At 71.7% G+C, this 11883-nt stretch carries 14 protein-coding genes; 3 read left to right on the forward strand and 11 right to left on the reverse strand.

The annotated features are described in order from the left end of the window. Positions 1-144 precede the first annotated feature (144 nt). From ACFXB5_RS48690 to ACFXB5_RS48705, 4 genes are all read right to left on the reverse strand, one after another. Positions 145-1359, reverse strand: a complete 1215-nt coding sequence (locus ACFXB5_RS48690; protein WP_385221218.1) for an acetyl-CoA C-acetyltransferase — start codon at positions 1357-1359, stop codon at positions 145-147. A 72-nt stretch (positions 1360-1431) separates the two neighbouring features. Then, entirely contained in the window at positions 1432-2577 is a 1146-nt protein-coding gene (locus ACFXB5_RS48695) for a CaiB/BaiF CoA transferase family protein (protein ID WP_385221221.1), read from the reverse strand. Between the two features lie 175 nt (positions 2578-2752). Then, positions 2753-4207: a sialate:H+ symport family MFS transporter gene (locus ACFXB5_RS48700; protein ID WP_385221224.1), complete on the reverse strand. Its 1455-nt coding sequence runs from the start codon at positions 4205-4207 to the stop codon at positions 2753-2755. Beyond that, on the reverse strand, positions 4204-5142 hold the full coding sequence (locus ACFXB5_RS48705) for a dihydrodipicolinate synthase family protein (protein WP_385221227.1): 939 nt from the start codon (positions 5140-5142) through the stop codon (positions 4204-4206). The genes ACFXB5_RS48700 and ACFXB5_RS48705 overlap by 4 nt, the downstream gene beginning before the upstream one ends. A gap of 163 nt (positions 5143-5305) precedes the next feature. Between ACFXB5_RS48705 and ACFXB5_RS48710 the strand changes: the two genes are divergently transcribed. Further along, positions 5306-5797 carry a DUF1203 domain-containing protein gene (locus ACFXB5_RS48710; protein ID WP_385221230.1) on the forward strand — a complete coding sequence of 164 codons (492 nt, stop codon included), beginning with the start codon at positions 5306-5308 and terminating at the stop codon, positions 5795-5797. Positions 5798-5909: 112 nt separating this feature from the next. On the opposite strand, the gene ACFXB5_RS48715 is transcribed toward ACFXB5_RS48710, so the two are convergent. Next, complete coding sequence (locus ACFXB5_RS48715; RefSeq protein WP_385221257.1) at positions 5910-6632, reverse strand: endonuclease V; 723 nt, start codon at positions 6630-6632, stop codon at positions 5910-5912. Positions 6633-6662: 30 nt separating this feature from the next. On the opposite strand from ACFXB5_RS48715, the gene ACFXB5_RS48720 reads away from it, so the two are divergent. Further along, positions 6663-6959, forward strand: a complete 297-nt coding sequence (locus ACFXB5_RS48720; RefSeq protein ID WP_385221233.1) for a YciI family protein — start codon at positions 6663-6665, stop codon at positions 6957-6959. Positions 6960-6974: 15 nt separating this feature from the next. Here the strand turns inward: ACFXB5_RS48720 and ACFXB5_RS48725 are convergent, their stop codons facing one another. The 5 genes from ACFXB5_RS48725 to ACFXB5_RS48745 form a co-directional block, all read right to left on the reverse strand. Further along, a complete protein-coding gene (locus tag ACFXB5_RS48725) occupies positions 6975-7172 on the reverse strand; it encodes a DUF397 domain-containing protein (RefSeq protein WP_385221236.1) in 198 nt (65 codons plus the stop codon). Positions 7173-7176: 4 nt separating this feature from the next. Beyond that, positions 7177-7377, reverse strand: coding sequence for a DUF397 domain-containing protein (locus tag ACFXB5_RS48730; RefSeq protein WP_385221239.1), 201 nt, complete (start codon positions 7375-7377; stop codon positions 7177-7179). Then, positions 7356-7925 (reverse strand): DUF5753 domain-containing protein, encoded by a 570-nt coding sequence (locus ACFXB5_RS48735; RefSeq protein WP_385221242.1) that lies wholly within the window; start codon positions 7923-7925, stop codon positions 7356-7358. Before ACFXB5_RS48735 ends, ACFXB5_RS48730 begins: the two co-directional genes overlap by 22 nt. A 118-nt stretch (positions 7926-8043) precedes the next feature. Then, the gene (locus tag ACFXB5_RS48740) at positions 8044-8202 is read right to left on the reverse strand and encodes a hypothetical protein (protein ID WP_385221245.1); all 159 of its coding nucleotides are present in this window, start codon (positions 8200-8202) and stop codon (positions 8044-8046) included. A gap of 448 nt (positions 8203-8650) precedes the next feature. Further along, positions 8651-10093, reverse strand: coding sequence for a hypothetical protein (locus ACFXB5_RS48745; RefSeq protein ID WP_385221248.1), 1443 nt, complete (start codon positions 10091-10093; stop codon positions 8651-8653). Positions 10094-10321: 228 nt separating this feature from the next. On the opposite strand from ACFXB5_RS48745, the gene ACFXB5_RS48750 reads away from it, so the two are divergent. After that, a complete protein-coding gene (locus ACFXB5_RS48750) occupies positions 10322-10735 on the forward strand; it encodes an SsgA family sporulation/cell division regulator (RefSeq protein ID WP_385221251.1) in 414 nt (137 codons plus the stop codon). Positions 10736-10861: 126 nt separating this feature from the next. On the opposite strand, the gene ACFXB5_RS48755 is transcribed toward ACFXB5_RS48750, so the two are convergent. Next, positions 10862-11542: a GPP34 family phosphoprotein gene (locus ACFXB5_RS48755; protein ID WP_385221254.1), complete on the reverse strand. Its 681-nt coding sequence runs from the start codon at positions 11540-11542 to the stop codon at positions 10862-10864. Positions 11543-11883 lie beyond the last annotated feature (341 nt).

Here is an 11883-nt window from a genome sequence, read left to right on the forward strand (position 1 = left end):
CCGAGGCGCCCCCCCCCCCCCCGGGCGCCGGCGTCTCGGGAGCCCCCCCCCCCCCGGGGGGGGGCGCGCCTATTATGCACTGGTGGGGCGTGGGGGCGGGGCGGGGAGCAGCCCGCCGCGGGCGGCACGATCCGTCGGACACCCCTAGAGCCGCTCGACCACCGTCGCGATACCCATCCCGCCTCCCACGCACAGCGTCACCAGCCCGAACCGCCCGTCGCGCCGCTCCAGCTCGTCGATCACCGTGCCGAGGATCATCGCGCCGGTGGCACCCAGCGGATGGCCCATGGCGATCGCGCCGCCGTTGACATTGACCTTGTCCAGGCTCAGCCCCATGTCGTCCACGAAGCGCAGCACCACCGCCGCGAACGCCTCGTTGATCTCGACCAGATCGATGTCGTCGATGGTCAGCCCGGCCTTGCCGAGCGCCTTACGGGTGGCGGGAGCCGGGCCGGTGAGCATGATGGTGGGGTCGGCGCCGGAGACGGCGGCGGAGACGATCCGGGCGCGCGGTGTCAGCCCGAAGCGCTCGCCGACCTCGCGGTTGCCGATGGCCACCAGGGCGGCGCCGTCCACCATGCCCGAGGAGTTGCCCGCGTGGTGGACATGGTCGATCGCCTCGACCCAGTGGTACCTCTGCAGCGCCACCGCGTCGAAGCCGCCCGCCTCGCCGATGGCGGCGAACGACGGCTTCAGACCCGCCAGGGTCTCGGGGGTGGTGCCGGGGCGGATGTGCTCGTCCTGGTCGAGGACGGTCAGCCCGCTGCGGTCGCGGACGGGGACCACGGAGCGGTCGAAGTACCCCTCCTTCCAGGCGCGGGCGGCCCGCTCGTGGGAGAGCGCGGCGTAGCTGTCCACGTCATGGCGGCTGAAGCCGCCGATGGTGGCGATGAGGTCGGCCCCGATGCCCTGGGGTACGAAACCCGTCTCGTAGTTGGTCATCGGGTCCGCGAACCAGGCCCCGCCGTCGGAGCCCATCTTCACGCGGGACATCGACTCGACCCCGCCCGCGAGCACCAGGTCCTCCCAGCCGGAACGGACCTTGGCCGCCGCCAGGTTGACGGCCTCCAGGCCCGAGGCACAGAAGCGGTTCTCCTGGACGCCCGCGACCGTGTCCGGGAGCCCGGCCGCGATGGCCGCGATCTTGGCGATGTCGGAGCCCTGGTCGCCGAGCGGGCTGACGACACCGAGGACCACGTCGTCGATCACCGCCGGATCGAGCTCGGGGAACCGCCGCCGCAGCTCATGGATGAGGCCCACGACCAGGTCGACGGGCTTGGTGCCGTGCAGGGCACCGTCGGCCTTCCCGCGCCCGCGCGGGGTGCGGACGGCGTCGTACACATACGCTTCGGTGCTCACGTCAGCGGCCTTTCAGGGGAGGGTTGGCGCGGGGACGGCTCAGTGGTCCGGCGGGAAGCGGAGGCATGGGGCTCATGACGGGTTTCCCTCGATGAGCGAGGTGACTCCCCAGTCGTGGGCCACCTCGTCGGCGTCCGCCCCCGGCCGGGCGGGCGCGCGGCGCACCGCGCCCGGGGTGGCGGAGAAGCGCGGGGCGGGCGCGGGCTGGGTGATCCCGCCGTGGTCGAGGAAGGTGGAGCGGGCGGCGAGCTGCGGATGGGACGGGGCCTCCCGCAGCGACAGTACGGGGGCGACGCAGGCGTCCGAGGCGCCGAAGACGGCGGTCCACTCCTCGCGGGTGCGCTCCTTGAAGCGGTCGGCGATGGCGGCGCGCAGCGCGGTCCAGCTGTCGAAGTCATCGCGAGCCGGGGCCTGGTCGGCGATCCCCAGCAGCTCGATGAACTCGGTGTAGAACTTGCGCTCCAGCGGCCCGACCGCCATATAGCCGCCATCGGCGGTCTCATAGGTGCCGTAGAAGGGGCAGCCGCCGTCGAGGAGGTTGCTGCCGCGCTGGTCCCGCCAGCCGCCGGCGGCCATCATGCCGTGGGTGACGGCGGTCAGATGGGCGGTGCCGTCGACGATCGCGGCGTCCACGACCTGGCCGGGGCCGCCCGCGCGGGCGTGGTGCAGGGCGGCGAGGAGGCCGATGACGAGATAGAGCGAGCCTCCCGCGTAGTCCCCCAGGAGGTTGACGGGGGCGATGGGCGGACCGTCGGCGGCGCCGATCATGCTGAGGGCGCCGGTGACGGCGATATAGCCGATGTCATGGCCGGCGGTCCGGGCGAGCGGGCCCTCCTGCCCCCAGCCGGTCATCCGGCCGTAGACCAGCTTGGGGTTACGGGCCAGGCAGTCGTCCGGGCCGAGGCCCAGCTTCTCGGCGACCCCCGGGCGGTAGCCCTCGATGAGGATGTCGGCGCGCTCGACGAGGTCGAGCACGACGGCCGCGCCCCCATCGGCCTTCAGGTCGATCAGCACCGAGCGCTTGTTGCGGTTGGCGAGGTCGTAGGCCGGGTCGATCCGCAGACCCCCGGCGCCTCCGGGGCGGTCGACGCGCACAACGTCCGCTCCGAGGTCGGCGAGGACCATGGCGGCGAACGGGCCCGGCCCGATCCCGGCCAGCTCCACCACTCGCACTCCGGCCAGCGGGCCGCTCGCCGCCCCTTCCTCCGCCACCGTCATTCCGTCCCCCAATCGTGTGACACCACCGCTGTAACACCGCCGATGCTAAGAACGCGCCCCGCATTCCACAAGCCCTCTCCTGGGTCTGTGGATAACCAATCCCCGTGACCGGAAAGGGGGTTCGGCCGTGTGGGCGCACGGCGGGCCGGGTGTGGCGCCGACCGGGCTTTTCGGATCAGGTCTTCTTCAGATCGGGCCCCGCCATCGACAGCTGTCCGGGCACAAGATGGTCCTCGTCGCCCTCCGGATCGGTCAGCCGGCCCAGCCGGCGCGGCACATCCGCGCCGACCAGCACGATCACCACCAGCGTCAGTCCGAAGGTGAGCACCGCCAGCGCCCTTCCGAGGGACATGCCCTCGGCCAGATGGGCGCCGAGCACCGGCGCCACCGCGCCGCCGAGCGCCCCGGTGTTGTAGACGAAGCCGAGCGAGGCCGCCCGGCTCCCGGTCGGGAAGTGGCCCGCGATGTACTTCGGCAGGATGCCGGAGATCCCCTGGCTCAGCGCGAGCAGGAAGAACAGCAGCACTCCCAGTCCGACCAGCGAGTCCTGCACCGCGAACACCGGGAAGACGAAGGCCAGCGAGACGAGCAGGGTCACGGCGTAGGCGCGCCGGGTGCCGAGCCAGTCGCCCACGAAGCCCGCCAGCCAGCAGCCGGCCATGGTCCCGAACCCGGCGTAGAACATCACATCGGTGACCTCGGAAGGCGAGTACTCGAGCTGCTCCTTCAGATAGGTGGGCAGCAGCGCCTGGATCGGCCAGCTGTAGAGGAACGCGCAGAAGACCGTGCACATCAGGGACACGTACAGCGGCCAGCGGCGCCGTCCGCCGAGCTGGGCCGCGAAGGCGAACAGGCACCCCGCCGCCAGGATCGACAGCGGCCAGCGCCAGCCCGCGCCCGCCGGGGTGAAGACCAGGAACAGCGCCACGCTCGCGGCCACGGCCAGCGCCGTGTTGACGCTCGCCCGGGCACGTCCGGCAAACAGCGGCCGGAAGGGGTTCGGGCGCGCCCGCGCCGCCGCCATCTCCTCGTGCCAGTCCCCGGCCTCCGGGAGCGCGCGCCGCACCCACAGGGCGACCAGCACCGGCAGCACACCGATCCAGAACATCCAGCGCCAGCCCCAGTGGGGCACCACCCACTTGTAGAGCTCGGAGGCGATGATGGTGCCGCCCGAGTAGCCCGAGATGAGGAAGCCGGAGGCGCGGTTGCGCAGCCGCGCGGGCCAGCTCTCCAGGACGTAGGTGGCGCTTGCGCTGTACTCGCCAGCCATGCCCATGCCAATCACCAGGCGGGCAGTGAACAGGCTGATGTAGTTCCAGGCGAATCCGCAGGCGAAGGTGCCGAGCGAGTAGAGCAGAATGCTGATGATCATGGAGGCCTTACGGCCGTAGCGGTCGCCCAGCGCGCCCAGCACCGCCCCGCCGAGCCAGCGGGTGATGAAGGCGCCCGAGACCAGGCTCGCCGCCGACGCCGTGCTCAGGTCGAACTCGTCGGCTATCTCGGTCAGGACGAGCGTGATCAGCACAAAGTCGAAACCGTCGAGCAGATAGCCGATCCAGGCGGCGAACAGGGACTTCCACTGACCGGGTGAGACCTCTCGGTACCAGGGCACCTTGGCGGCTTCGGTCACGACAACAGCCCTCCCTCCTCCAGGAGTTGACGCACGGTCTTGACAGCCGCCTCGCCCAGCGGCACCTGGGGCGCGGCGGTGTCCGCGCACTCGATCACGCCCAGCAGCCGCAGCGCGGCCTTGAAGCCGCCCAGGCCCGAGGAACTGCCGCCCATGAGGGCGGGATCCCCGGTGTCGGTGATGGCGAACAGCGCGGCCAGCCGGTCCTGTTCGGCGGCCGCCCGCTCCCAGCGCCCCGCGCGCGCGTGCTCGTACAGCCGGACGAACCCGGCCGGATCGACATTGGCCAGCCCCGGGACGACACCATGGGCGCCCGCCAGCAGGGCGCCGTCCACCGACAGTTCGGAGCCGGTGAGCACGGTGAAGGTGTCGCCGAGGCCGCGCCGGCGGACCTCGACCAGCAGCCGCCGCAGCGCCCCGTCGTCCCCGCTGCTGTCCTTGACCCCGGCCAGCGTGGCGTCGGCGGCCAGCGGCAGCAGCGTCGAGGGCGTCAGCTTGGAGTGGACGGCGACCGGGATGTCATACGCGAACAGCGGCCTGTCCACCCCGTCGCGCAGCCGCCGGAAGTGGTCGGCGATCTCCAGGGAATGGGTGCGGGTGTAGAAGGGCGCGGTGGCCACGATCGCGTCCGCGCCCAGCTCCGCCGCCGCACGGGCGTGATCCAGCACCCGCGCGGTCGTCATGTCGATCGCCCCCGCGAGCACGGGAACCCGGCCGTCGGCGGCCTCGATGACAGCCGTAAGGGCCGTACGGCGACCGCGGTCGCTCAGATAGGCGGCCTCTCCGCTGGAGCCGAGCGCGAACAGCGCGCTCACCCCCGCGTCGATCAGCCGCTCGGCGAGCGCGGCGAGGGAACGCGTGTCGACCTCGCCCGCGGGCGTGAGGGGGGTGCACAGGGGCGGAACGACACCGGTAAGGGGAGCCGGAAGACTCATCGACACCCAGCCTTCTGGATAGCGGGACAATATGGACGTGGGATGTCCTATGTTGGGGCCCGAATCTGACGGAGCGCCATCCCCCTGTCAAGTACATTCCCGCCTCAGCGCCTCGTCCGAATCCCGCCAGCGAGCCGCGAGCCCACCGGTCAGGCTTGAACGCATGGACGAAAACTATGAGATGCGGGCCATCGCGCCCGAGGTGCTGAAGCAGCTGCGGATCACCGATGACGCGGGCAACCCTCCTCGCGCGGTGGTGGAGGACGAGGAGGGCGGCAACCCGATGCGCTGCTGTCTGGGCCGGAGCCGGCCGTACGAGACCATCGCGCTCGTCTCCTACGCCCCGCTGCGCCGCTGGGCGCGGGAGACGGGTGCCACACCCGGCCCGTACAACGAGGTCGGCCCGGTCTTCATCCACCTCGACGAGTGCGACGGCTGGACCGGCCCCGGCATCGCGGACGGCATCCGGGGCCGGCGGCGGGTGCTGCGGGCGTACACGGCCGAGGGCAACATCCTCGGCGGGCGGCTGCTGAACGACGGCGAGCCGACGATCGAGGAGGGGCTGGCCGAGCTGTACGGGGACCCGCGGGTGGCGGCGGTGCACGTACGGGCCGTCGAGTTCGGCTGCTTCCTGGCCGAGACGCGGCGGGCCTGAGGCGATCGGAGGGTGGGCGACGCCGGGGGGTACAGGGGTTCGCCCGGCGCCGCGCTCGGAGTACCGCGTGCACAGCCGCCACGTTCGGAGGTCGGGCTCACCCACACCGCGTTCAGAGCGTGGCGGCTCTCAGGGCCCGGCGGCACAGCGCGTCCGCGCGCCGTGTCGTCTCGGGCTGCCGGAAGTCGCGGGCCAGATGCAGGGTGTACGCGCACGCGTCCACGATGGTCATCCGATGGCCGACGGAGACGAAGAGCGGCTTCACCGCGTCGCGGGTGCGCAGCGCCCGGCCGACCTCCTCGTCCCCGTCGAGCAGGGGCGACCAGTCGCCGCGGCGCGGCCCCGGGTCGGCGTGGCGGAAGCCGAAGGGATTCTTGGCGACGCCGATGGTGGGCAGCCCGGTGAGCACCCCGAGATGGCTGGCCAGCCCGAACCGCCGGGGGTGGGCGAGGCCGTAGCCGTCGCACACCACCAGGCCGGGGCGGCGGCCGAGCCGACGGTCGAGGTCGCCGAGGGCGTCGAGGACGGCCGGGATCTCACGGAACGCCAGCAGCCCGGGGACGTACGGGAAGGAGACGCGGCCCACCGCGGTCGCCTCCGCGACGACGTCGAGGCTACGGGCGCCCAGGGCGACGGCGGCCGCCGCGACCAGGTCGTGCTCGTCGTCGTACGCCACGTCCACTCCGACGACCGCGCCGGTGCCGGTGCCCGGCTCGGGCACCTCGCCGCCGACGACCACGGACGCCCGCGTCCGCTCCTGGACGGCGATGGCCTCGGCCTCGGTCGTGGGCCAGTCGCGGGGCAGTTCATATCGTGGATCGACGGCGCTGGTCATCGTGCGGTTCACGTTACTAGCCTGCCCGTCATGTTCGTACTGGAGATCACCTACACCGCCTCGGCGGACCGCGTCGAGGCCGCCCTCCCCGAGCACCTCGTCTGGGTGGACGACCACTTCGCGAACGGCGTCTTCCTCGCCTCCGGCCCCAAGAGCCCCCGCGACGGCGGGGTCATCCTGGCGCTCGGCGACGACCGGGCGAAGATCGAGGAGATGGTGGCGAGCGACCCCTTCATCGTCGCGGGCATCGGCGAATACACCATCACCGAGTTCCTGGCCACCCGTACGGCCCCGGCCCTGGCCGAACACCGCCAGCAGCGACCGTAAGGATCCCGTTTCGGCTTATGCCTTGAGGGAGGCTATGAACGCGGCCCACGATCCGGCGGGGAACAGGATGGCGGGACCGTCGGGGTTCTTGGTGTCGCGGACCGGGACGAGGCCCGGGAGGTTGTCGGCGACCTCGACGCAATTGCCACCGTCGTTGTTGCTGTAGCTGCTCTTGCGCCATGCGGCGCAGCTCAGGTCCGGAGTGATCGGCATGAGTTCAGTCCATCTTGAGGCTTGTAATGAATGTGGCCCATGATCCGGCAGCGAATATGAGAGCGGGACCATCGGGGCACTTGGAGTCACGGACCGGGACGAGGCCCGGGAGATTGTCGGCGACCTCGACGCAGTCGCCGCCGTTGTTGTTGCTGTAGCTGCTCTTACGCCACGCGACAACGGTCAGGTCCGGGGTGGTTGGCATGGGATCCAGTCCTCCATCACGGCTCGGATCATCGCCTCGGAGTCGCGGGGCGAGAGGGCCATGGCCCTGAGCAGATCGTAGTTCTCCCTACGTTGCGCGACAGCCTCTTGGTCTTCGATGATCATTCCGGACTGGCTGCTCTCGTCGTACGCCACCGGCGGCCCGCCGTGAATCGTGAAGAGAGTCAGTGAACCGCCCGCCTCAATGTGTCCGCCCGCCGTGAAGGGCAGCACCTGAATGGTGACGTGGGACTGCATCCCGCGCTCAAGCAGAGACGACACTTGATCACGCATCACCGCTGGTCCGCCGACCGGGCGGCGCAGCACGGCCTCGTCGAGAATGAACCAGCAACGTGGCGGCTTGGCCCGGTCCAGCAACACCTGCCGATCGATACGAGCCTTGACCATTGCCTGGATCTCCGCACCAGGGGCATGGGGGAATCCGCAGCGCAAAGAGTGCTCGGCGAGCTCAGGGGTTTGCAGCAGGCCCGGGAACGTGGCGCCGACGTACTTCTCGATGATGGCCGCTCGGCTCTCAAGCTCGATCATCCGCCGGTACTTGCGGGGGAACGGTTCGTGCTTAGCGAGCGCGTACAGCCTCGCGAACAACCCATCCGTGCCGAAGCACGCGTCCAGCTTCGCCGGTAGGTCGTCGTATGGAAGCGATTCAGCCCCCTCGATGCGCGCTAAGTGCGACTTGCTGTTTCAGCACCTCGGACAGCCGCCGCAGCGACATGTCCGCCTTCTCGCGGTGGCGGCGGATCTCAGCGCCGAACAGGTCGCGCGCGGAGCGGTCGGGGAAGAGTTCGCGTGGCTGGAACGTCATTGGTCGGTCCATCCCTCCTGGTCCCGCTGTCCGACTGGGACCGCTGGCTTGTTTTGAGCTTACGCTCCGGAGGGCAACACACTTGACACGTTCCGTAATTGAGCCCAGGCGGACCACGCGGCGGAACCGCAGATCGATGCTTTCCCCTCCCCGCCCCTTCCCGACACCAGGGGTCCACCACGCGACGGAGCCGCATATCGCTGCCACAGGAAGGAGCGAAGCCCGGACCCGGGGCCTGGAGCGAACGCCCCGACCCGGGATCTAGAGCAGACGCCCCGGCCCGGAATCTGGGGCGCAGCCCCGGGCGGGGCCTGGGACGCAGCCCCGGCCGGGGTCTGGGGCGGAGCCCCCACGCGGCGGAGCCGCATATCGTTAGGTGTCGGGAAGGGGCAGGGAGGGGAACAGCCCGCCGCAGGCGCCACGATCCGCCGGACACCTCCTATTGGGCCTAGTGGGAGACGCAGAGCCGGACAATCAGCGAGACGCAGTCCCGGGAGTCGCCGGAGCCGGAGCCGCCGGGGTCGGTCGGCTTGGCCGTGGGCCGCTGCGTCGGCTGTCCGCTCGGAGCCGGGTCCGACGTGCCGCCGTCCGTCGGCTTCGCGGTCGGCTTCTGGGTCGGTTCGTCCGTCGGCCGGTGCGACGGACCGCTGGACGCGGAGGACGAAGCGGGCGAAGACGGTCGCGACGAGGGCGATTCGGAGGTGCCGGACGTCGGCGCCTTACGCGAGGGGGATACGGCGCTGGACGGCACATCCGCCGGAGAGTGCCCGGTGGGCACGCTCGCGCCGGACGGCCGGTTCCGGGACGCCTCCCCCGGAACGCCCGCCCGCGACCCGTCCGAATGCCGCGAGGCTCCGGGCGTGACGGACGAATCGGAAGAAGCGGAAGAATCAGCGGAGTCGGATGTATCCGATATGGGCGACTGCGAGGCCGCCGCCGGCTGCTGTGCCGCCGCCGAGCCGCCGTCCGTCAGCGCCAGCCCCGTCATGACCGCCGCCCCCGCGACCAGCAGCACCCCGCCCGCGGCCGCCGCGACCGCGACCGGCCCCGCCTGGCGCACCTGCCCGCGAACGAGGTGGTGCATGGAACGGCGGGAGGAGACCAGCGGTCCGTTCGAGGGCGCCGCGTGCGCACCGCCGCCGGCCGCCAGGGCAGCCACTCCGGCGGCCCCCACGGTGCCCATCGCACCAGCGGCCGCCAGCGGCGCCAGGAAGCGCGCCATGTCCCGGTCGTACAGCGCGAGCAGCGCGGGGCCGGTCAGCGCGGGGAGTCGGTCGTCGGCCGCGACCAGCTGCTCCATCCGGCCCCGGCAGTCCCGGCAGCCGTCGATGTGGACGGCGATCTGTTCGGCCTGATGCGGGGAGTCCGCGCCCCGCACATGGTCGGGCAGCCCCTCCCAGTGCCCACCGCACGCGGCGCTCGCCGGATAGCCGGGCTGGGCGCGCAGGAACTCCTGGCGCACGCTCTCCCGAACGCGCTCCACCAGGGCCGCCGCACCGTCCGGGCTCGCCCCGGTCCGCCACGCCACCTCCTCCGGCGGGAGCCCGTCCACCTCGGCGAGCCACAGCACCTTGACCCAGCGCTGCGGCAGCTCGCCCAGGACCTGGACGAGCGGTTCGAGGTACGACGCCTGCTGCGACGGCCCCCCGTTCCCCACCCCGGCCGACAGCGCCCTTACGGCGCCCGTCAGCTCGGCCGGGACGGCATCGGCACCGAGGGGATGCCCGGCGCGGATCCGACGCCACACGCTGTAGTGCGCCTCGGCCACCAGATCCCCCGCAACCCAGGGGTTACCGGTGAGAGTTCGGGCATATCCGCACAGACGCGAATATTCGGCATCGTAGATTCGGCTGTAGGCGGCCGTGTCGAGCGCCGCGTGACCTTCGGTCATGGTGGAACAACCCCTGGGGTGGGTGCCTCGTCATTGCCGACGTTTCTGTAACAGCTCCGCACGGCGCCCGAGACCTTGCATGGTTTGGCAACTCTAAATGCCCTATGTCCCCCCGAAAAATCAGTCGTGACGCACGTCACGTAGAAAGTGGGTGCACTGGCCTGATCGCCCAAACGTCTTAACGGTCGTAAGGGCGACGTGCCCCGCACCTATCGCAAGGGAGCCGACGTGACCACTGTCATCGACCAAGCCGTCCGGGCACAGCTCATCGCGTCGACGCCCGAGTCACGCGCGATTCCGGCGTGCCTGCGCTACGAGCGGGACGACCCGTTCGCCGTCCGCGTCTCCTTCCCGCCCTCCGCGTCCCTCGACGGCTCCGCGGTGGAGTGGACGTTCGGGCGCGAGCTGCTCGCGGCCGGGCTGCGTGGCCCGGCGGGCAGCGGGGATGTGCAGATGTGGCCGAGCGGACCACAGGGGACGGTCCTGGAGTTCCATGCCCCCGAGGGCATGGCCATGGTCCAGTTCGAAACCGCCGACCTCCGCAGATTCCTCGGCCGGTCGTACGCGGTCGTCCCCGAGGGCAGCGAGGCCGGGGAGCTCGACCTGGACGAGGGGCTGGCGTCGCTGCTGAGAGACGCCTGACGTCCGTACGGACACCCCGAGAGTCCGTACGGACACCCACCCCGAGCCCGGCCCGTACGGACGTCCTGGCCCGTACGGACGTCCTGGCCCGTACGGGCGCCTGAGCCCGCCCCTACCGGTGAGGGGTCAGGTGGCGGTCGCGGCCGTGGTCGACGCCAGCATGGCCGTGACGACGGCGGCGGCGAGCGCCGTCCGCACCTGCGCGATCACCTTCTCCAGCACCGGGCCCATGCCCCCGCAGCGCTCCCCCAGCTCCAGGATCCGGCGCTTGCGAACCTTGGCGTCCGTGGCCGTCACCACGGACCTCAGCTCACCCGCCGCCGCCAGGGTGACCACCGCCGCGTCCCGTTCGGACACTTCGGCCGCCGGCTGTTCACCGCGCAGGACGCGCACCGCGTCGTCCCGCATCCCGGCCACCTGATCGGGCCGTTCCAGCATGTACTCCTTGGCCGGGAACAGTCCCAGCATCCGCTTCCCCTTCGCCCGCACATATCCGGCCGCCACCATCTGGTCGCGGACCGCGTGCTCGGTCAGCCGCGGCTGATGTCCCACCCAGATCTGCCAGCTGCGCGGCCGGGATTCGCCGATCAGCTCCAGCAGCCCATCGAGCGCTTGGTCGCCGGTGGCGGCGTCGGCCACCGGGCAGGGGCTGCCGTCGGCGTCGGTGAGCATGCCCCGCTGAACGAGTTCGGTGAGGGCGGCGGCGCGGACGAGCAGGGCGGTGTGAGCACCGGCGGGCCGGCCGGTCTCGGGGTCGTAGGAGAGCAGGTAGAGCGAGGCGGCGAGGGAGAGCGATCCGTTCGGCACGGGAAACCTCCGACGGTCGGGCGTCCGGTGGGGCGGCGTGCTTCGACCATATCGGCCACGTGCCCTCATGATCGACCCTCCGCCACGGGTCTCCGCGGCTCCTGGGAACACGTCACCTGACTGAGGCCCGGTTGCCCGGAACACGTCACCTCCCCGGGTCTTGGCATCCCCCGGGGACACGGCCCCTCCCCGGACACGGTGGGCCCGAGGACGGCGGGCCCGGGACACGCGGAGGTGGGGGGGGCGGCGGGCCCCCCGGGGTTGGGGGGGGGGCCCCCCGGGCCCCCCCCCCCCCGCCCCCGGGGGGCCCGCGCGGGGGCCCCCCCCCCCGCGCCCCCCCC

It is taken from the genome of Streptomyces sp. NPDC059455 (assembly GCF_042750115.1).
GTDB classification, from domain to species: domain Bacteria; phylum Actinomycetota; class Actinomycetes; order Streptomycetales; family Streptomycetaceae; genus Streptomyces; species Streptomyces endocoffeicus.

Coding starts and splice junctions, on each gene's coding strand:
- ACFXB5_RS48710 (WP_385221230.1), top strand. CDS start 5,306: ATGGACGAAAACTATGAGATGCGGGCCATCGCGCCCGAGGTGCTGAAG.
- ACFXB5_RS48725 (WP_385221236.1), bottom strand. CDS start 7,172: ATGCCGATCACTCCGGACCTGAGCTGCGCCGCATGGCGCAAGAGCAGC.
- ACFXB5_RS48720 (WP_385221233.1), top strand. CDS start 6,663: ATGTTCGTACTGGAGATCACCTACACCGCCTCGGCGGACCGCGTCGAG.
- ACFXB5_RS48705 (WP_385221227.1), bottom strand. CDS start 5,142: ATGAGTCTTCCGGCTCCCCTTACCGGTGTCGTTCCGCCCCTGTGCACC.
- ACFXB5_RS48715 (WP_385221257.1), bottom strand. CDS start 6,632: ATGACCAGCGCCGTCGATCCACGATATGAACTGCCCCGCGACTGGCCC.
- ACFXB5_RS48730 (WP_385221239.1), bottom strand. CDS start 7,377: ATGCCAACCACCCCGGACCTGACCGTTGTCGCGTGGCGTAAGAGCAGC.
- ACFXB5_RS48735 (WP_385221242.1), bottom strand. CDS start 7,925: ATGATCGAGCTTGAGAGCCGAGCGGCCATCATCGAGAAGTACGTCGGC.
- ACFXB5_RS48745 (WP_385221248.1), bottom strand. CDS start 10,093: ATGACCGAAGGTCACGCGGCGCTCGACACGGCCGCCTACAGCCGAATC.
- ACFXB5_RS48695 (WP_385221221.1), bottom strand. CDS start 2,577: ATGACGGTGGCGGAGGAAGGGGCGGCGAGCGGCCCGCTGGCCGGAGTG.
- ACFXB5_RS48740 (WP_385221245.1), bottom strand. CDS start 8,202: ATGACGTTCCAGCCACGCGAACTCTTCCCCGACCGCTCCGCGCGCGAC.